Source organism: Chania multitudinisentens RB-25 (assembly GCF_000520015.2).
Lineage (GTDB): Bacteria > Pseudomonadota > Gammaproteobacteria > Enterobacterales > Enterobacteriaceae > Chania > Chania multitudinisentens.
This window is the reverse complement of the sequence record NZ_CP007044.2, coordinates 3181298-3200111: the sequence shown is the minus strand read 5'-3', so window position 1 is coordinate 3200111 and position 18814 is coordinate 3181298. Positions and strand designations below refer to the sequence as shown.

The 18814-nt window shown below is 49.8% G+C and carries 17 protein-coding genes; 10 read left to right on the top strand and 7 right to left on the bottom strand.

Features of this window, described 5'->3' with window-relative positions; genetic code table 11:
- Window positions 1-33: 33 nt before the first annotated feature.
- From Z042_RS13865 to Z042_RS13840, 6 genes are all read right to left on the bottom strand, one after another.
- Window positions 34-855 carry a hypothetical protein gene (locus tag Z042_RS13865; RefSeq protein WP_154666963.1) on the bottom strand — a complete coding sequence of 274 codons (822 nt, stop codon included), beginning with the start codon at window positions 853-855 and terminating at the stop codon, window positions 34-36.
- 326 nt (window positions 856-1181) lie between these two features.
- Window positions 1182-1703, bottom strand: coding sequence for a hypothetical protein (locus Z042_RS13860; RefSeq protein ID WP_154666962.1), 522 nt, complete (start codon window positions 1701-1703; stop codon window positions 1182-1184).
- Window positions 1704-1732: 29 nt separating this feature from the next.
- Entirely contained in the window at window positions 1733-2407 is a 675-nt protein-coding gene (locus Z042_RS13855; protein ID WP_024914034.1) for a fimbrial biogenesis chaperone, read from the bottom strand.
- On the bottom strand, window positions 2376-3077 hold the full coding sequence (locus Z042_RS13850; protein WP_051506730.1) for a hypothetical protein: 702 nt from the start codon (window positions 3075-3077) through the stop codon (window positions 2376-2378). The genes Z042_RS13855 and Z042_RS13850 overlap by 32 nt, the downstream gene beginning before the upstream one ends.
- A 29-nt stretch (window positions 3078-3106) precedes the next feature.
- Entirely contained in the window at window positions 3107-5359 is a 2253-nt protein-coding gene (locus tag Z042_RS13845; RefSeq protein ID WP_024914036.1) for a TcfC E-set like domain-containing protein, read from the bottom strand.
- Between the two features lie 241 nt (window positions 5360-5600).
- On the bottom strand, window positions 5601-6098 hold the full coding sequence (locus tag Z042_RS13840; RefSeq protein WP_024914037.1) for a CS1 type fimbrial major subunit: 498 nt from the start codon (window positions 6096-6098) through the stop codon (window positions 5601-5603).
- 1585 nt (window positions 6099-7683) lie between these two features.
- Here Z042_RS13840 and Z042_RS13835 point away from each other — a divergent pair.
- The 10 genes from Z042_RS13835 (at window position 7684) to Z042_RS13790 (ending at window position 18278) form a co-directional block, all read left to right on the top strand.
- The gene (locus Z042_RS13835) at window positions 7684-8613 is read left to right on the top strand and encodes a LysR substrate-binding domain-containing protein (RefSeq protein ID WP_024914038.1); all 930 of its coding nucleotides are present in this window, start codon (window positions 7684-7686) and stop codon (window positions 8611-8613) included.
- Between the two features lie 824 nt (window positions 8614-9437).
- Window positions 9438-9989 carry a fimbrial protein gene (locus Z042_RS13830; protein WP_024914039.1) on the top strand — a complete coding sequence of 184 codons (552 nt, stop codon included), beginning with the start codon at window positions 9438-9440 and terminating at the stop codon, window positions 9987-9989.
- Window positions 9990-10044: 55 nt separating this feature from the next.
- On the top strand, window positions 10045-10761 hold the full coding sequence (locus Z042_RS13825) for a fimbrial biogenesis chaperone (RefSeq protein WP_024914040.1): 717 nt from the start codon (window positions 10045-10047) through the stop codon (window positions 10759-10761).
- 7 nt (window positions 10762-10768) lie between these two features.
- Window positions 10769-11302: a fimbrial protein gene (locus Z042_RS13820; protein WP_024914041.1), complete on the top strand. Its 534-nt coding sequence runs from the start codon at window positions 10769-10771 to the stop codon at window positions 11300-11302.
- A 7-nt stretch (window positions 11303-11309) separates the two neighbouring features.
- Complete coding sequence (locus tag Z042_RS13815) at window positions 11310-12032, top strand: fimbrial biogenesis chaperone (protein WP_024914042.1); 723 nt, start codon at window positions 11310-11312, stop codon at window positions 12030-12032.
- Window positions 12033-12040: 8 nt separating this feature from the next.
- Window positions 12041-12811 carry a fimbrial biogenesis chaperone gene (locus Z042_RS13810; protein ID WP_236849189.1) on the top strand — a complete coding sequence of 257 codons (771 nt, stop codon included), beginning with the start codon at window positions 12041-12043 and terminating at the stop codon, window positions 12809-12811.
- Window positions 12812-12872: 61 nt separating this feature from the next.
- On the top strand, window positions 12873-15455 hold the full coding sequence (locus Z042_RS13805; RefSeq protein WP_024914044.1) for a fimbria/pilus outer membrane usher protein: 2583 nt from the start codon (window positions 12873-12875) through the stop codon (window positions 15453-15455).
- A 54-nt stretch (window positions 15456-15509) separates the two neighbouring features.
- Window positions 15510-16640 carry a hypothetical protein gene (locus Z042_RS13800; RefSeq protein ID WP_024914045.1) on the top strand — a complete coding sequence of 377 codons (1131 nt, stop codon included), beginning with the start codon at window positions 15510-15512 and terminating at the stop codon, window positions 16638-16640.
- Window positions 16641-16797: 157 nt separating this feature from the next.
- The gene (locus Z042_RS13795; protein WP_024914046.1) at window positions 16798-17154 is read left to right on the top strand and encodes a VOC family protein; all 357 of its coding nucleotides are present in this window, start codon (window positions 16798-16800) and stop codon (window positions 17152-17154) included.
- A 215-nt stretch (window positions 17155-17369) separates the two neighbouring features.
- On the top strand, window positions 17370-18278 hold the full coding sequence (locus Z042_RS13790) for a DMT family transporter (RefSeq protein WP_045784794.1): 909 nt from the start codon (window positions 17370-17372) through the stop codon (window positions 18276-18278).
- 103 nt (window positions 18279-18381) lie between these two features.
- Here Z042_RS13790 and Z042_RS13785 read toward each other — a convergent pair whose 3' ends face one another.
- Window positions 18382-18801, bottom strand: coding sequence for a GFA family protein (locus tag Z042_RS13785; RefSeq protein WP_024914048.1), 420 nt, complete (start codon window positions 18799-18801; stop codon window positions 18382-18384).
- Window positions 18802-18814 lie beyond the last annotated feature (13 nt).

Here is an 18814-nt window from a genome sequence, read left to right as displayed (position 1 = left end):
CCTTGATATCAATACGGGCAAGCCGACTACCTGTTAGGCCTGCGGGGTAATAATAAAGTTGAGAGTGTCTGTATGCATACCTGCGTTGGTTGAGGCATTGCGGAATAAATTGATTCGGGGTGTCCAACACATTTCGCTGCGGTTGGCAACGCCGCTGGCCGCTTGCGACAGAGTAATATACTTGGCCGCTGCGGCAGGGAAATCAAAGTTATTGGCTACTACACCATCGTTGCTGGTCAAACTCAGTTTGTAGAACAGCAGGCCACCTGCCGCGCCATTCATCATAAACAGCCTCCGCCCCCCTTGCACAATTACGCCATTACTGACGCCAAGCGCATAGCGTTGGTTTTTTACCCCTTTGGTCACGTAGCTGACACACAGGTTGTTGCTCTCCAGGTTTTTGATGGAGGCCTGATAGCTGTTACCAGCCGCGGCTACATCCGGCACGTTCCCCACGTCTGCCGTATCCAACTCCCAAACGGCAGACTTCAGGCTGAACGCCGGCTCCGGTGGAATAATTTCTTCAATCGGCGGGACGGGAGGAGGTGTCGGTGTTGTATATCGCGTACAGGTATTAATGGTGACTCCGGGTATAAACCAGTAATATGCCCAACTTGTCTGCCCCCCACCTGAATAAGCGTAGCCGTTAACGTGGGTAATTAATGCCGTTGGAAATGCGCCATTATTCTTGGTTGAGAAAGTAAACGAAACAGTGCCGCTCGTGATGATACTCAACGTGCCGTTCGTGTTTGCAACGGTAAGCGTCGATCCTGATGGGGTTCTGGCAATCATCCCCGTCGGCATCGACGTGAAGTTTATCGTAGGAATCGGGCTAACAAATGCGTTCTTGTCCATGGAAGAACCATTTGCACTGAGCTGAGGGATCTTGATAGTGAAGTAATTACTTGCAGTATCTACCCCAAATATACTACTTGACGACTGCAAGTAAAAACTTGCTTTCCATTGACTATCACCGAGACTCGTGATGTTACAGTTTGATAACGTACCTTGGTAATAGACTGCTGCTATTGCCGCTGGCATTCCACTACAGAAAAGTAAAGTGCCAAATAGGGCAAGCGATGAGAAACCTCTGCTCATTATATTTCCTTGGTATAGTAACTTTATCTTGAGAATATAATTTTCACGCTGGGTCATTGAGCAATAGCTCATGGGTTATAGCGTTATATTTTCACTTCAAACAGCAACACCAATTTGCCGATATAATTTCCCGCAATAGCTCCCGTTCCCCCGGCGGGTTGACGCGCAGCTATCGACAGCACATAACTCCCCGTTGAGGTGCCCCCAATTAATGCAGGATTACTGAAATCTACGGGTGTACTTCCCAACGCCTGCAACGCCCCCCCCTGATACCCAAACGCCACTTGTTCGGTGGTAAAAGCTAGCGTTGCGTTGGTTTCATGCGTCAGCACCAAGGGTTCAACCAGTGAAACCATAAAATGACGTTCATTGCGGATACTGACCTGCACGGGGGCTTGTACCTGGTAGCGAGCGATGTCACTGCCCGCACTGTTACTGAGCGCCAGAGTGTCGTACCAGCCACCGCCCGGTTTCTCTACCGTGATTTTCGGCAGATTAGTCAAATTAATGCTGATCGGCACGTTCCCCAGTGGGATATCACCTGCGGCACCAGCCGCCACGCTGGTCAGCAGCGTGACCCCCATCATTTTTTGCCATATCCTCATGCTGCCTGTTCCCTGTTGTTATATGTGGGTTAATCGCCACACTTCACACTGAAAGGCTTACCCTCTACCTTCCCGCTTAGCACCTGCGCATCCACGACACGCGGAGCCCCTGGGTAGAGGTTAAAATCACCCATGTCTCTGCCATTCCGTTTGAGTTCAGTAAATGCCGCGCGTACCGTACCGGTTGCCTCTAGCACCGGCCCTCTCGCTTCGCAGCGATGGTGCCAGGCCACCGTTTGAATCAGCGGCAACTGGCGCACCAGCCCCATATACCCCAGGCCAACCAGCATCACGTTATTTTTCGTGCCGCTGATATTGGCTTTCTGCTGCGGTATCACCGCCAGCCGATAGACCTTTTCCTGCTCGATCTCTCTCAGCACTTTCAACTGCACCTGCTTTTGCTGGCGCGGCCCCAATGACAGCTTGAACGGGGTGGCATACAGAGACGGTTGTTTAACCAAGCCTAACGGTATCGTTTGTTCTTCGTCTGAAGGAACGCCAGGGTTCGTCACCAGATAGAGAGTGATATTGACAAACTCCGGCGTATCTCCAGTATTGATTACCTGTACCACCGCTTGCCCGTCTTTTACCTCTGATACCTTCGGGCTGATATCAATCAGCGCCAGTGCCGTTCCCCAAGGGAGCGCTGGCAGCCCTATCCCGAGTAACACCCTACGGACAGCGCACATCAAACGGCTGGTCATCAGCGTTTCCTTTCAGGGAAATTACCGGGAATACCCGCGGCGTGCCGGGGAATACTTTCTGCTCAGTTGAAACACTCCCCGCCGGTGTTGCCTGCAAACCGCGAAACCGGCTGCTGACGTTACCGGTAGCGATCAGTTGCAATCCATTGGCAGTGCATTGATGCGTCCACCCTTGAGTTCGCGCCCCCGTTGGCGGTAAATGGTGAACCACAACGCCATAAGCCACACCAAAGGTTAGCGGTGCCGTGATTTTCTCTTTACTTTCATTACCCACCACTTTGATGCTGGAGACAGGAACCACATACAACCGGTACAGGGTTTCTCTGGTGGGCACTTTCAAGGCAACCAGATTGATATCCCGTTTCTGGCCTGGCCCAAGCGTCAGCTTGGCAGGGCTAGCCATCATCTCTGGCTGTGTAATTTCACCAATCGCCGTTTTGCGCTCCGGGTTTTCCCCAGGATTTTCTATGCGCATCAGGTCAATCTTCAGATACAGCGGTTTATCTCCCAGATTACTGACCTGCACGGTACGTGATTGATCGCCTTCTACAGTGCTGCGCGCTGGCATCACCATCAGTTGCCCGTCGGCTTGAACCAGAGTGCTTAAAGTCAACAGGCAGATGATGCTCAACAGAGCAACCTTGGTTTTAATCTGTTTCACGTTTGTCATTGTTTCGTACTCACTATTAATATTGCGTCTTAACTAGGCACACAGGTGTAGTAGTTCCCCTTCGGCTTGCTCAGATCGCAGCGGTAACGCCCTTGTTTGCCGTTGAGCGTGACCTCTTTCAAGAGGGCGGAAGAGGCTATGGAAAACAGGCCATTTGGATGAACCGTATCGCCGCTCTCTTGCAGCGTGCCGCTCACTGGGGCTCCCAGCTTGTCAACCATAAATCCGTTGTACAGCAGGTTCATTTCCACTTCGGCCTTCACTGCATACACCTGCCCTGGGTGCGCCCGGATAATGTTGGCTGGCAGACGAATATTCATATCCATATTTGCATCCACCGTCTGAGCCCGTGCGAAGGTCACATCCTGATAACTCGCCAGCGGCACCGCATAGGTGCCACCGCCAGCAACCGGGTAGCCTTCTACCCTGAAGCCATATTGGGTTTCCCCCAACTCGGGAGTACTGACTAACATTGCCGCTCCACTGGGACTGGTGCGCCCTAGCGCGATGCCGTTCTCGCTAGCGGCCAACATGCCGTTATAGTTGAAGCTGCCGTTAGTGATATGGTCTTCGCGCCCGACTCGCAGAGAAACATCCCCACGCGTACCACTGCGTTGCGCATTCAAACCCACCGCGTTAGTACGGCCGATTTCGCTGAAATCCACACCGGCGTAAGTGGTGCCAAAGCTGTCTTCAAACTCACGTTGATAGCTGCCCCCGGTATGTAACCTGCCGTTGTTATAGGCGGCGTTAAAGGTTCCGGTATTACGATCCAACATAAAGGTGGTATTTAAATACACCCCGTAGTTGTTGCTGTTGTTGTCGTATCCTCCTTTCTGCAACCCGGTAGAGATCACCGCCCAAACGCCGTTGCCACGCCAATTCCATGTGCTCTGCAACTGATGACGCGCGCTGTTGGCATACCGGCTGTAGTTGTAACTCAGACGGGTTGGCCCGAACTGGCGGCTATACGACAGCGCAGTGCTATTGTTGGCTGGGTAGAAATCAGACACCGCCGTATTCTGGTACTGCGACGCGGATAAATACCCCAACTGCGGGCTGCCTGCGCTCAAGCTGGCGTAACCCCCAATCCTTTTTTCCCCCACCATCACGCCGATAGTTGGCGTGATATCCACCTCAGCTATCTGCATTGGCCGAGTCAGGTTATGCTCCATCGCCCATTTATCGTCGGTTCCCTTAAGCAGAGCACTGCTGGCAGCAAACCAGTCAGTCTGGAAGCTGGCACCCGCACTAAGCAGGTTTTTCTGCGTATCAAGCTCTTTGCCCAACGTCACGTACCAGCCGTTACCTCCGCCGTAATTGATGTTGGCAATCTGCTGGTTCTCACGGCTGACCTCTTGACCGTTACGATTAATCAGGCGGATTTCCACGCTGTAAAACCCACCGGGCAGTTGGTTATAGTCAATTTCATTGCGGCCAATCACCGCGGGTATACGGCGAATAAGCCGACCATCGCGGTAAAACTCGTAATCCCCCTCCGTGCTGGCAAATAGCACCATGGTACCTGCGGACTGATGGTCGCGTTTCAGGTTGTCTTGGCTTCCCAAGGTGACAAACTGATCAAATCCCGGGTTAAGCGAAGTGCTGACGCTGCCTGCGGCCAAGTCCCGGCTATCCTGCCGCCCGCTACGCAAATAGGTAGTGGCAAAGTTTTTTTGTAAGTACCAGGTACTGACCCCTTGATCCGTATTTCTGGTATCAACATTCTTGCTGTCGTTGTAGTACCACCCCATATATCCGTAACTTTGCCAAGGCAGGCCAAGATAACCCTGGCCGTAGGCAGAAACGGCGCGGTAGTCGTTGGAAGCGGCACGCACGTTCAGTGATTGATTGTGGATAAAGCCCATCATGGTTTGGGGCTGCACGTAGCGCTGGTTGCTGTCGGTAATCGTTAGCGACTGTTTGATCTTGTCCAGTGATACCGTCTGACCACTGGCGGTATAATCACAGCCATTCGGGCAGGCTGCATAAGGTATCTGGGGCAGCACCTTATTCAATAGCGCTATCTGTTCGTTTGATACACCATTCTTGCGATACAGCGCCTCATCAAATGTGAGGCGATTCTGCCGTGTGGACCAGCTAACGGGGCCTGGTAAAGGTTTATTGTCCAGAGTAGCCAAAAACTGCATGGATATATCGTGTTCCGCGTCGCTAAACCCGGCGGGAACCTGGTACTCAATCTGAGTACCATCGGCACGAATGGTTACCGGCAATGTCAGTAATAATAAACCTGTCGCCCATCCAGGGATAACTCTGTCCATCTCTTTTATTCCGTAAAAAGAAAATATACCCAGCAGAGAAATTATTTATTATTAAACGATATTATTATTAATCGATGAATAAACATTCCATTAAATATACTGAGGCTTACCTTGGTGTATGGTCAAAGAATGATAAATTACCTTCCCGAACAAAACGGTATAAACCAGTAAAGAACAGGATTACCTGAAATAACCCCGTTCTTTTTATTAAAATATTGAAAAGAGTATTCGGTTTAAACTCTTAGATTTTAGGTTCGAACAGCATAACCAGATCGCCCTGATAGGAACCATTGTTCCCGCCCGTAGCGGCAGTGGGTGCCTTGGCATTAATTTTCAGAGTGTAGATATTGTCATAAGCACCCGCGACTCCATTGACCTGCTTAATATTCAATGCACTGCCTTGAACAACTGGCTTACCAGCAAAAGTAATAGCAACGTCAGCGAGTTGAGCGCCATCCACACGAGACACAGTCAAGGGTTGTACCAAAGATACATTCACTTCATCATCAGTAGTCCAGATGCGTACTGGCAGATCGTGAGAAGCAAATGCGGTTTGACGGTAATCTGTAGCATACAGCTCTTCTTTATCATACCAGGTGCTACCGTCTGGCTTGGAAACAAAGATGGCATCATTGATATTAGCAACAATAGTAATTTCTTTTTTCACACCATTAGCAGCATGTGCCATACCGGTAGACAGAATGGCTGCGGCAATGGTAGATAGAACGATCTTTTTCATGAGCTATTTTCCTTTTTTATAAAAATGACGTCCTTTTCACCAAAAAACGTCAACAGAGTTTACATCTCAAGCTGGACCTTAGGTAAATAAACCTATCGGAAAAGCTATTTGCGGTAAGTTCAATTTTTAATTGAGCCCTTTGCCAAGAAAAATATTCTGATATTTCCTTCACAGTGCATCAATGAAATTAACTATAGGATAACTCCGGTATACTGGGGAGATATCAAATTTGTTTTGCGTGATGCTAAAATCATACAAAAAAAGGCTATATTTCATGCTAAACAATGGGTTAATGATTTTCCCCATTGAATTTGTAAAATGATTTTTTCTCATAAAATAATATTGATATAAAAAAATTACCATTTCTTATTATTCACTTCTTGACCGTTAGATATATTGATTTTATTATTGTGATTTTATTAATTTTTAGGATAATTCCCATATTTAATTTAATAATTTCCTAATTATGTATTGAATATACACAACCTGAATAAAATATAAGCAAGCATAATATTATCTCAGCCATTCAATTTTCTTATTGCTCCTGCTATTAAAAACATTTTTATCATCACATATGTTTAGCCGCTAAACATCGTTGAATAGACAAGACCTAAACTAGCGCTAACGGTGAGTGAGACTCTCATATCCAGGGGAAGGAAAAACAACACTGAAACCAGTGTTTTTGGCGAGAAGCCAGTCAAAAAAACATAACCCATTGTTCTTATGCAATTTGAATCATAAAACCAGCATCCCCCAATGATATCCCCAAAATGATGCGGGTTTCAGGAAGGCAAGGATACCGTGCAATTCATTACCTCCAGAAGCTTATTCAGGTAAATGCTGCGCATGGCCAATCCACCTGAAGCAGATTTGCACATTGTCTACAACGAGATCGGGATAGCTGAGTCACAAAGCCAGCGCTCATGTCACTTGAAACATGACCGATATAGATAAAAATAAAATCGTGAAGGAATTTGGCAGCATGAATCATTATAAATAAGAAAAATTACAGGTGATATAATTAAAAAATTAACTTTAATCATCAAGAAAAGGAGAGGTGAAAAATTCTCTACAATTTGGATTGAATCGTTTCAACACATATAATCTATATTGCAGGTATCAGGTGGCTCTCTATAATCTATTAGAGATATCTTTAATTTTTAGGGGAAGTTATCTTCCCGCAGCCTAAAAAATAGCCAAAGTGTTTTGTTAGCTTACTCGCGTTAATGCCACACGGGTTCCATAGCAAAGTTTCAGCACACTGCGGCCTTTGGTTTTGCATGGCATAGGGATGGGGTCACTTAAGTGCAGAGCAAGGTGTTTGATGAGCATAATCAGCCGCGAGCCACTTTGAGGTTAAGTTCGGCATACTGCATTCCAAGCGCCCTTCCCCCAACGCAGTTGGAATTGAGTACAGTTTGTGCAAATACCGCCTTGATTATGGTTTTTTCGGTCTGCGGTGGCATCATGAGCACAAGCTGCGTTTTGAACAGCAATTTGCAAGGTGAGCGGAATCATCCCAGGTTTCTTACAAAAGGAGTTTTAGAGACAAGCCCTGAATGGATTAACATAAAAGAGGTATTTCATGTCACGTTTGCCTACAACCACTCATCTCAGAATGTTTAGAGCCATTACTCAACATGGCAGCATTCGTGCAGCGGCAAAAGCGTTAAACCAAACTCAACCGAACATTAATCGTTATCTGCGCGAGCTGGAAGCAATACTGGGTGTAAAATTGATGTTTGGAAGCACTCAGGGCATAGCTCTAACAGATTTCGGGCGGTGCTTTGAACCCCGCGTGGCATCTGTGCTACGTGAACTGGAACTTGCGTTAGCTGAAATACAACAGGTCAGTAACTTGCAACAAGGGAGTGTTTCATTTGGCTGTTCTCATCTCAAAGTATTTAAATTTATCTCCAACGCCGTTAGTACGGTACAGAAAGTTTACCCACAGGCAAATCTATCACTTTATGAAGGCCAGCAATCCGAAGTACTGCCTTTATTACAGGCCGGGAAACTGGATTTTTTTATTGGTATAACGTCTAAAGCAATATCCCTGAGCGATCTTGTTGAAGAACCTCTTTTTTCCTGTTCATTCGGCGTTATTGCCAGACAGGGTCACCCCTTGGCACACGCAACTTCTATGGCTGAACTCCGTGCGGCCAAATGGTACCTCCCTATCGCTGATGCTGGATATTACAATGAACTTGAATCACTTTTGTTCCCAGTAGGGGTTAAAATGCAACACTCAATACTGAAAGGGGATTCAATAACGGTTGCGGAGCACCTGATTTTAAAAGCTGACTATCTGTCCATCAGCCCGATGATGATTAAATACATTGATTCTATGAAAGATCTTTTTTGCTTCATCCCCTTGAAGGAGAAACTCCCAGTTGGCCATTACAGCTTGATCTATCGCCAGCAATCCTCGTTAACACCGCTAGTGCAGTTTTTAATCAAGGAAATTCATAAAGAATGTAGGAATGATATTGCTGTGAATAAGGAGCAGATGTAATTGATGCTTCCAATTGGTTGAACGTGGTATACAGCCCAGATTTTTTGAGGGTTGTCTACGGCCTGTATTAATGCCCGTTCTTTTTGTTGTCATTCGACTTTAGTTTGCCATCATGCTCAGGATCCCGAGGCCAGAGCGCTGCTGGCCATCGTAAAAGTCTATCCCTGTTAATACCTCCATTATTCTGATTACTCCGGTGATACCAATACCTGAATGGTCTGATTCAATGTTTATACAATACGCTTTATCTTCTGTCAGTATTCCTTCCGACTTGCTTGATACTCTTCCCGTAAGCAGCCCGTGATATTGTCTGTCAACAGGTTCTCCTTAAGAATCGGCCCTACCAGTAATCTGGTAAATACATATTTACCATCAAATAAATACCCAATTAGGGTTAAAATGGTGAATTTGAATCACATTTTTTCATTGATTTTGTTAAGAAAATGCTGAGCAGGGTATCATATGAAACAAAATATCATCTTCCAATGCCTAAACGCTCACTTTACAATCGACCCCATTAAGAAATTAAGAACTGTCTTAATCAACTTTTGCTTTTACCTTCATGATAAAAGTGAACCAGGATATATGCAGGGATCATTCTCAATAAATCATTTAAGAGATTGCTCTCGGAAGAATTAAATAAAAGACAGGTAGAAGATATAGAACGGTATATGTCGTTTTATGTTTTTATTCAGTTCTTCTCTCTATCCACAATGACTGTAAATATTGATTATTTACATCACCCTAAACCCTCTGCGGCATATATATGTCACGTAAACTCTCCGGCTGTCCGGAATATTATTATCTCTATTAAGGAAAATATAATGCGTAAGATTTTATCAACCGTTACTCCAGTTGCCCTGTTACTGTTAGCTACCGCGGGTGCTACCCAAGCAGCCTCTAACGCCCAAATCACCATTACCGGTAACGTCGTTGCTGCAACCTGTGACGTCAGTCTCTCTACCAATAACCTGGATCTGGGCAACCATACGCCAGCCGACTTCGCAGCAGTAGCAACGCCAGTTGCAGCAAGCGTGAAAACGTTCACCGTGGGTATCAATAACTGCCAAACCCCTCTGGCCGATGGTGATACAGCGAATCTGGTAGTGACTGGTCAGACTCTGGGCGGTAACCCAAACATGTTTAACAGCACCGGCACCAACACAGGTGTGATGCTGAGCCTGGCTTCAACTCCGAGTGCTTACATCAACAACGGAGACAAGTTGTTGGTGGCTACTGCTGGCGCAGTTCCAGCACAAAGCGACTTCAACGGTAAGACTCTGAGTCTGCAAGCAGGCCTGGCATCCACCGTTGCCGCTGGTGCAGAAATCGGTGCCATCAACGCACCAATCCTGTTCAGCTTTGCCTACAATTAATTCTATCTTAGGGGGCAATTCCAGCCCCCCTTTCCTCGCACCCAGGAACCGTTATATGTCCCGTATTTTCTCATTGTTTTCAGTATTGCTTGCTTGGTTTCCCCTGCTTGCAGTGGCCCAAACAGGTGGCTTTGGTATCAACGCAACCCGCCTGATTTACCCCCAGGGGGCCGACAGTATCAGTGTGACAGTGCGCAATACCATGGCAACACAACCGTACCTGGTGCAGGCCAGAATCAGTGGCTCTTTGGATGGAAACCAGCCCGCGCCGTTTCAGACCAGGCCACCGCTGTTTCGTCTGGAGCCCAATAGCGTTAACCAGATACGCATCGTGGCGCAAGGGGCTACCTTGCCGACAGATCGCGAATCAGTGTTTTATTTTCATGCCAGCGCGATTCCAGCCAGTACTGCTCCCCAGGCCAATAATCAACAGCCTGGAGTACATGGCGCGGCACAGTTTGGGGTCGGAAGCATCATAAAAATGTTCTATCGCCCAAACAATCTGCCTTCTTCATCGCTGGCAGCACAGCAGAATTTGCAATTTTCCCAGGTCAAAGGCGGAGTCAAGGTGAGTAATAACTCCCCGTACTTTGTCAGCTTTGCCAGTATCAGCATTGGGGGGCAAGCGCTCAAACTGGATACACCTGCGGCCTTGATGCTGGCGCCGTTCAGTAGCCATACCTACCCAACCAGCAAGACACAGGGCGTAGTACAGTGGAAAACCATTAACGATGAGGGGGGGATCAGTGCGTTCAATCATAACCTGCCATAAAAGAGCTATGCTGCTGACAATATGGGCGTTGTCAGCCCTGATTGGCGCCCCCGCTCAGGCAGTCACGCTCAATTTTTCCGCTATACTCAATCCAGGGACATGTACTTTCAGCCTGGATAAAAGCACGCTGGCGCTGGACTCTGTTCATCTGTCACAGTTGACGCCTTCGACTTTACAGGTCGCCCAGCCTTTTACCCTCGCCGTACAGGATTGCAGCGGGACCGATGCCAGCCTTGCCCCGGTCGTTAACGTCAGCGGTGACGGGATTGCGCGCGATAGCAAATGGCTATTCCGCAGCAGCGATTCCACCACTTCCGGTGTGGGAGTCATGCTGGTAAAGACCGATGTCCCACCGAGTTATGGCAGTACAGAAGTCAAAAACGGAGACAATATCCCGCTGGCGGCGGCAGGAGTAATCCCCCCCGATCAGAACATCCGGTTTTATGCCGGGGTAACCTGCGGCAGCCTGGCATGCACCAGCGAACCCGCGACGCCGGGTAATCTGACGGCGCGTATCCTGTTTAACTTAGCCTACCGCTGAGGCTGATATGTTCCTGACTGCTCTTTATCGTCCAATGACTATTGCCTGTTTATGTCTGACGATCTCAGTTCCCACCTTGGCGGCACAGAGTCCCGCTGGGGGGATCAGCCTGAGCCAGACCAGGGTGGTCTTTCTATCCACCGATAAAGCGCAAACTTTAGCGGTGAAAAATACCGCTAAACAGAGTTACCTGATCCAAAGCCGGGTACAACAGACACCTGACGATCACACCGCAGCACCGTTTATCGTGACGCCACCGGTTTTTTCATTGCAGCCCGATAATCAGCAGTTGCTGCGGATTATACCGCAGGGGGGTTCCCTGCCCGCAGATCGTGAGTCACTCTTTTACCTTGCGGTGATCGCCATACCCGCACACTCCAGTAAAGATATTCCTGATGCACGGGTGTCCATGGGGGTGCGTTTTATTATCAAACTGTTTTATCGCCCGGCGGATCTCAAAATGGCCCCCGCCAGCAACCCCTGCAACCTGCGGCTAAGCGCTGGAGTTAACGCTGTGCGTATCGAGAACCCGGCGCCTTATTTTCAAACATTCGGGAACCTGAAATTCAACGGCCAGCCCGTCAATCTGGATACCCAGCCAGACATGCTGGCCCCGATGAGTACACAGAATTACACGATTCAGGGGCCAGTCACACAGGTCACATGGCAGACGGTGACTGATTACGGTGGTTTATCCACCCTGTGCCAACAGAGCATCGCCTCTCAGTAGGAAACACCATGATGAATACTTTATTACGCTGGTGCACCGTCGGCTGGTTGCTTGGCCTGTTGATGGTCTGCACCAGCACAGCTCGAGCCCAGACAACCTCAGCTACGCCTCAGGGGATTTCCTTTCAGGTGTTGCGAGTGATTTATCTTGAGAACGACAAAAAAGGGGTCACCCTGGCCGCCAATAACAGTACCCCTTACCCTTATCTGATGCAGTCCTGGATACAGCCCGTTGATCTGGCGACCGGCAATGTGGCCATGACAGAAGGTGAGCATCCGGCGATGCCGTTTATTGTTACGCCACCGCTGGCACGTTTTGAAGCCAACAGTGAATTAACGTTGCGCATCCGGCGTAACAGTGAGCCGTTACCGGCCGATCGTGAGTCCGTATTCTTTATCTCAATGAAGGCTATCCCCGCTCAGGCAGCGCCGGAGCAGCGCACAGAAGAAAAACAGATGGTGCTGACGGTCACCAGCAATATGAAAGTGTTTTATCGCCCGGCCGGGCTGGTGAAACGGGCAGTGGCGGATATGGCCCCCAAGCTGAAATTCCGCCGCGAAGGTAACCAACTGATTGCTGATAACCCAACACCCTACTGGCTGACATTTTCACAGTTAAAGGTGGGAACAACGGCGCTCGACAAAACACAGTTGCGCCTGATGGTTCCCCCGAAAGGCCAGCAGCGTTACACCCTGCCAGACAACGCATTGGGCAACGTGACATGGCAACTGATCGATGAAGACGGTTGGAGTACCCCAGCCGAGCAGCGCCCCCTGTAGGCTTTTGGGGCGTGACGCACAAACCAATAACACCCTAGTTTGCGTTATGGATGCGATAGTAATGGCAACACGACATACTGATTTCACATTATTGCCTGCGCTGGCGGGAGCAACACTGCTGGTAAGTGCTGCCCCAGCCCTGGCACAAGACTATTTTGACCCTGGATTACTTTCTTTAGGGGGAACCAACGCGGCCGCAGTGGATCTGAGCGCTTTTGGAATATCGGGGAAAACACCACCCGGTACTTATACTGTCTCTTTGTTTATCAACCAGATAGATAAAGGGCAACACACCCTGGTATTCGAGGCGAACACCCATGGGGATATTCAGCCGCAGCTCACGCCAGATTTCCTGCACCAGTTGGGCGTCAACACGCAAGTGTTACCCTCCTTTACCGGGCTATTACCGGAGAAACCTGTTGACGACCTTGCGCTTCTGATCCCAGAAGCAAAGATCCAATTTGACCTTGCTCAACTTCGCCTGGATATCAGTATCCCGCAGGTGGCGATGCAGCCCAATGCGCAAGGCTCGGTTAACCCCGACTTATGGGATCACGGGGTATCTGCCTTGATGTTCAATTATAATCTGAACGGTGGGCGCAATTGGCAAAGTGCACAGGCAGACATGGGCAACAATACCCAGACCAGTCTGTTTGCTAACGTACAAGGCGGGGCCAACTGGTTGGCCTGGCGTTTGCGCAGCAACATGACCTACTCACGCAATACCGATAGCCAGTCAAACTCAACCACCCAGAGCACGCAGTTTACCAACACCTTTCTGCAACGCGATATCAAACCCTGGCGTTCGGAAATTCTACTGGGGGAAAGCAACACGGAGAGCGACGTATTTGACAGCATCCCGTTTCGCGGGGTCAAGCTCAATTCCAGTGATGATATGCTGCCCACCAGCTTGCGCGGTTTTGCACCGATCATCAGCGGCATCGCGCAAACCAACGCCCGCGTCACGGTAAGCCAGAACGGTAATGTTGTCTATCAGACCTATGTAGCTCCGGGGCCATTCCGTATCAATGACCTGTTCCAAACCGGGCAAGCGGGTGACCTCCTTCTTACTATTAACGAAGCCGATGGTTCCGTGCGTACCCAAACACTCGCCTTTTCATCACTCCCTGTGATGCGGCGGCAAGGCAGCCTGAAATATGAAGTGACGGCGGGCCATTACAACGGGGGGATCACGGTTGACTCACAGCAGGCAGAATTTGTGCTGGGCACCGCTATTTATGGCCTGCCCCATGATATCACCCTGTATGGCGGCACACTGCTGGCCAGAGATTACGCCTCCGCCGTGGCGGGTAGCGGTTTCTCTCTGGGCAACTTCGGTGCGTTGTCGGCGGATATCACCACCTCCAACGCCAAACTGCCTGGGCAAGACGACCACCAGCAAGGCTATTCTTACCGGTTGCGCTATGCCAAAAGCCTGCTGAGCACCGGCACGGCGGTAGATCTAACCGCTTATCGCTATTCCACCCGCCACTATTACAGTTTTGCCGACTTCAATAGTTTCGGCTTCCAGCTCAGTGATGGGCAAGTTCCTTGGACGCTGGAACGTCGGCGTTCCGATTTCCAGGTACGGCTCAGCCAACAACTGGAGTCATGGGGTTCGCTGTACCTGTCTGCTTCCCGTAACGACTTCTGGGATAATAACAAGGTGGTGAACACGGTGTCGGCTGGCTACAACGGCAGTTATCGCGGCGTGAGTTACGGCTTGGCCTACAGTATTGACCGGCTCAAAGGGGATGGCGATTGGCCGGAAAATCGGCAGTTATCGTTGAACGTCCAGGTGCCATTCAGCCTGTTCAGTCAATCGGCAACCTTAAGCAACGCCTATGCCAGTTACCAGATGACTCACAACAATCAGGGGCAAGTGCAACAGCAGGCCGGGATTAGCGGCAGCGCGTTGGATAGCCGCCTCTCCTATAGCGTGATGCAGGGTTGGTCCAATGAGCAAGGCAATAATAACAGCACGTTGAATACCAGCTATCAAGGAAGCAAAGGGGCCGTCAGCATGGGTTATAGCTATAACAACCAGAATCGTGCCCTGAATCTGAGCGGCAACGGCGGCGTCGTTGTGCACCCGGAAGGGGTGACATTCGGCCAGATGCTGGGTAATTCGGTTGCCGTTGTCAGCGCGCCAGGTGCCAAGCGTACCAACGTTATGAACGGCGATATCCGCACGGACAGCCGTGGTTATGCAATCGTACCCTACCTGTCGAACTATCAGCTCAACAACGTCGGCCTGAACCCGGCCACTTTGCCGGACAATGTGGATGTCACGCAATCCACCCTGAACGTTTATCCAACCAAAGGGGCCGTAGTGATGGCCAACTTTGCCACGCACGTCGGTTATCAGGTGCTGATAACGCTGTTGCAAGCGGACAAAACGCCGCTGCCGTTCGGGGCGCTGGCGGCCGTAGAGGGTACGGCGGCAAACAAACCTAATACCGGGATCGTAGGGGAAGCTGGGCAGGTGTATATGAGCGGCCTGCCGGAACAGGGGAAACTCAAGGTGACATGGGGTAAAGAGGCATACCAACAGTGCCTGGCATCTTTCAACCTGAAAGACGCCGCTGCGCCATCAGCCAATAACCCGATACACATGCTGACCGTAACCTGTCAGGGGAAATAACGGCTAAAGGCAGCCAACGGCATTACAGAACGTAAAAACAGGAATATAAAAGCCATGCAAACACAACTCCACTCCCGGCACAACGGGGATCATCGCAGCACTTGGCGGTTGCTGGCAGTGCTGGCTCTATCACTTATCTCCTCCCCTGCGCCCAAGGCCGCTGAAACTATCACCATCGGTAAAAATAGTGGGATCGTATGGGAAGGGATGCCGTTTAGTGCCTCTTTGATCGGGTATATAGGTGGCCAGAGACACAGTCCATATGCCGGGCTCACGTCGATATCCGATATAAGAACAGCCTGCCTCCAGACGTCAAAACTCACCACGATCGCGGGTTACAAGGCATTGCAAATTGCGCCTGGGGTAGGGTTGATTCCCAGAGCGACCGCAAATGCAACATACACCTTAAACACCGGTGTTCAGGAAACACTTGCTGGTACCATAGGGCTACCCATCACGGAGGGAAGAACCAGTTCAGGGCATGTCATCACCGGCCCCGTTTACAGTGGTACCCGGGAATGGTGCTTACCCCCACGCACCACCATAATAGAGTTTTTCTACAGCACCAGCGTAAGGCGGAATGTTCAGATAGCAGGAACCTGGGTGATGGTGGCTGATGGTACGCAAACCAGCCGACAAGTCGCCGTTCCGCCCATGTATGCCGGCAGTTATCAGAACGTCGCAGGCTACGATTTAACACAACAGATTCTGCCAAGCGAAATCACCCTGCGCATCTCTACCCTAATCTGCACGGTGGCGACCACCACCAATATCAACTTTGGCGGCGTGCAGCGTAATACCCAAGCGGGAAGCGAACTGGCACGCCTGACCTACCCTTTGACGGTATCCTGTTCACAGGATACCGATCGGATTAATGCCAACATCAACGTCCAGTTCCGTGCTATCAGCGGCCTGTATTCGGCCACGCCTACCCGCCTGGCACTGACCCAAGGCGGTGGCTATATCACCGGGGAAATTGATAACGGCATAACCGGTAGTGGAGCTTGTAATGGCACCACCGGCATTCCGTTTGATAATACTCAGCTTAAAGTGGGAAGTATCGCCAGCGCAGAAACTGCCAAAGCGTTCAATAATCAGATCACCTGGCGGTTGTGCTCCGGCGGCACCAGTTTACCGACCGGCCCCGTTGATGCCTCAACAGAAATGCTGGTCACGTTTAACTAAGGCCAGCGCAAATGGCCATGAAACGTGAAGCTTCCTTCCTGATAAGGCGCAAAGATTGACCGTCTTTTATTCAGTAAAATATTGCCGGTGTTTTACTGGTAGCCGTTATTTCTTACCGGATGAGCGGCTATGGCTGAACTAATAGAAGGAATATGTGATGGATTCACAGAGAAAGCATGGCTGCATAGATAACATCGAATTTGCCGTCAGCGACATTGAACGCTCAAAAAAATTTTATGGGGAAGTGTTCAACTGGCAGTTTACCGTTTATGGGCCACGATATTGTGAATTTACTGACGGGAGGCTATGTGGCGGTTTAACCACGCTGAGTGAGCCTAAACCCGCAGGTGGGCCTTTGGTTATTCTGTATACAGAACAGCTTGAGGAAACGCAAAAACGCCTGGAAGCCGTGGGGGCTCAGATAGTCAAACCAGTGTTCTCATTTCCAGGCGGGCGCAGATTTCATTTTATTGACCCAGATGGTTATGAACTGGCCGTATGGTCAGATTTATAGATAGATTTAAGATCCATCCTGATGCCCGGGTTACATCTTCCGGGCTCACTGAATCCCCCCACCAGCAACGTAAATATGACAGCGATATCTCCAAACCACTTAACCTGGAAAATACGGTATTGTTTTACCGTTATCTGCCAGGCAGTTTCTGGTAGAAACAAGGAGCATCTGCATCTTGAAAACCATTAACTATAAAAAAATGGAGTGGTATCAGAATGAATGGGAATACGGGAAATACCATCGCGGCTGTCAGTACCAGAAATCTCAATAACCCAGCTCAGGGTTGGATCAATGGTTTTGTGGGCATGCTGATTTTCAGTGGTTCTTTGCCTGCAACGCGCGTAGCGGTGCTTGAATTCGACCCGATTTTCTTGACTGCCATAAGAGCGACCATTGCGGGCTTCCTGGCCATTGGCGCGCTATTGATGATAAAACAGCAACTCCCGCAGAGGCACGAAATTCTACCGCTGATTTTTGTCGCTCTCGGCGTGGTGATTGGCTTCCCTTTATTAACGGCATTCGCCTTGCAACATACCACCTCGGCACATTCGCTGGTCTATATCGGCCTTCTTCCGCTGGCAACCGCCTGTTTTGGCGTGATACGCGGTGGAGAACGGCCAAAACCCGCGTTCTGGCTATTCTCGCTGTTGGGCAGCCTATGCGTGGGCAGTTTTGCACTGAGCCAAGGTTCAGGCAGCTCATGGCTTGGTGATGTGTTAATGATTGCTGCGGTTCTACTTTGTGGCCTGGGCTATGCAGAAGGTGCGGTGCTTACGCGCAAGCTCGGCGGATGGCAGGTTATCTCTTGGGCGCTGGCGATCGCTTTACCGCTGACGACTGCCGTCACCGTATTTTCAGCCCCCAGTATCTGGCCAATAGTCAGCCGCAGCGCATGGATAGCTTTGGCTTATGTCTCTCTGTTCAGCATGTGGCTTGGGTTTATTTTCTGGTATCGCGGTTTGGCGCAGGGCGGTATTGCCGCTGTTGGTCAGTTACAACTGCTACAACCCTTTTTTGGCCTGGCGCTGGCGGGTTTGATACTGCATGAAACCGTTCAACTTTCGATGCTCGCCGTCATGGCCGGTGTGTTGGTCTGCGTCTTCGGAGCGAAAAAGTTTTCCTGAGCATCAATATTAAGAGCCAGCATGAAACATCACGCTGGCTCTGTTTGAGCAACACTATCATTCGAGTTGCCGTTTTCCCTGCTGCTCGCATGATTAATGTGCGTTATTCGCCTTGTGGTAAAGGCGGCGGCATTTTAGGGAAAGCCGGTATCCCTTCGTGCATCAGGTGCCAAGGTGCCGCCGACGCAGTATACAAATGCAAGTTTGGCGTCAGATCCGCATTGTCATCCAAGGCTCCGAGTTTAACCGCCACAAACGGAGCAGGTTTGCTCCAGAGCGGTGTGCCACATTCGGGGCAGAAAGCGCGCCCCACTTCCTTGCCGCTGTCCCCTTTGCTGCGATAAACCTTAACTTCACCTTGCGTGATTTCAAAAGAAGCCTCCGGCGCAAGGGCAACGTAATTCGGCGCTCCCCCCGTCGCTTTCTGGCAATCAGTACAGTGACATACACCCACCCCCATAAATGGAGCCGTGATCCTGAATTTGATTGCCCCGCACGCACATCCTCCGGTACGTTCTGTCATCGCCTTTCTCCCT

Bases quoted from the DNA above. Each gene is read 5' to 3' on its own strand.
- Z042_RS13840 (WP_024914037.1), bottom strand. From the start codon at position 6,098: ATGAAAAAGATCGTTCTATCTACCATTGCCGCAGCCATTCTGTCTACC.
- Z042_RS13810 (WP_236849189.1), top strand. From the start codon at position 12,041: ATGATGAATACTTTATTACGCTGGTGCACCGTCGGCTGGTTGCTTGGC.
- Z042_RS13850 (WP_051506730.1), bottom strand. From the start codon at position 3,077: ATGACAAACGTGAAACAGATTAAAACCAAGGTTGCTCTGTTGAGCATC.
- Z042_RS13795 (WP_024914046.1), top strand. From the start codon at position 16,798: ATGGATTCACAGAGAAAGCATGGCTGCATAGATAACATCGAATTTGCC.
- Z042_RS13855 (WP_024914034.1), bottom strand. From the start codon at position 2,407: ATGACCAGCCGTTTGATGTGCGCTGTCCGTAGGGTGTTACTCGGGATA.
- Z042_RS13815 (WP_024914042.1), top strand. From the start codon at position 11,310: ATGTTCCTGACTGCTCTTTATCGTCCAATGACTATTGCCTGTTTATGT.
- Z042_RS13820 (WP_024914041.1), top strand. From the start codon at position 10,769: ATGCTGCTGACAATATGGGCGTTGTCAGCCCTGATTGGCGCCCCCGCT.
- Z042_RS13825 (WP_024914040.1), top strand. From the start codon at position 10,045: ATGTCCCGTATTTTCTCATTGTTTTCAGTATTGCTTGCTTGGTTTCCC.
- Z042_RS13785 (WP_024914048.1), bottom strand. From the start codon at position 18,801: ATGACAGAACGTACCGGAGGATGTGCGTGCGGGGCAATCAAATTCAGG.
- Z042_RS13800 (WP_024914045.1), top strand. From the start codon at position 15,510: ATGCAAACACAACTCCACTCCCGGCACAACGGGGATCATCGCAGCACT.
- Z042_RS13845 (WP_024914036.1), bottom strand. From the start codon at position 5,359: ATGGACAGAGTTATCCCTGGATGGGCGACAGGTTTATTATTACTGACA.
- Z042_RS13805 (WP_024914044.1), top strand. From the start codon at position 12,873: ATGGCAACACGACATACTGATTTCACATTATTGCCTGCGCTGGCGGGA.
- Z042_RS13830 (WP_024914039.1), top strand. From the start codon at position 9,438: ATGCGTAAGATTTTATCAACCGTTACTCCAGTTGCCCTGTTACTGTTA.
- Z042_RS13865 (WP_154666963.1), bottom strand. From the start codon at position 855: ATGGACAAGAACGCATTTGTTAGCCCGATTCCTACGATAAACTTCACG.
- Z042_RS13860 (WP_154666962.1), bottom strand. From the start codon at position 1,703: ATGAGGATATGGCAAAAAATGATGGGGGTCACGCTGCTGACCAGCGTG.
- Z042_RS13790 (WP_045784794.1), top strand. From the start codon at position 17,370: ATGAATGGGAATACGGGAAATACCATCGCGGCTGTCAGTACCAGAAAT.
- Z042_RS13835 (WP_024914038.1), top strand. From the start codon at position 7,684: ATGTCACGTTTGCCTACAACCACTCATCTCAGAATGTTTAGAGCCATT.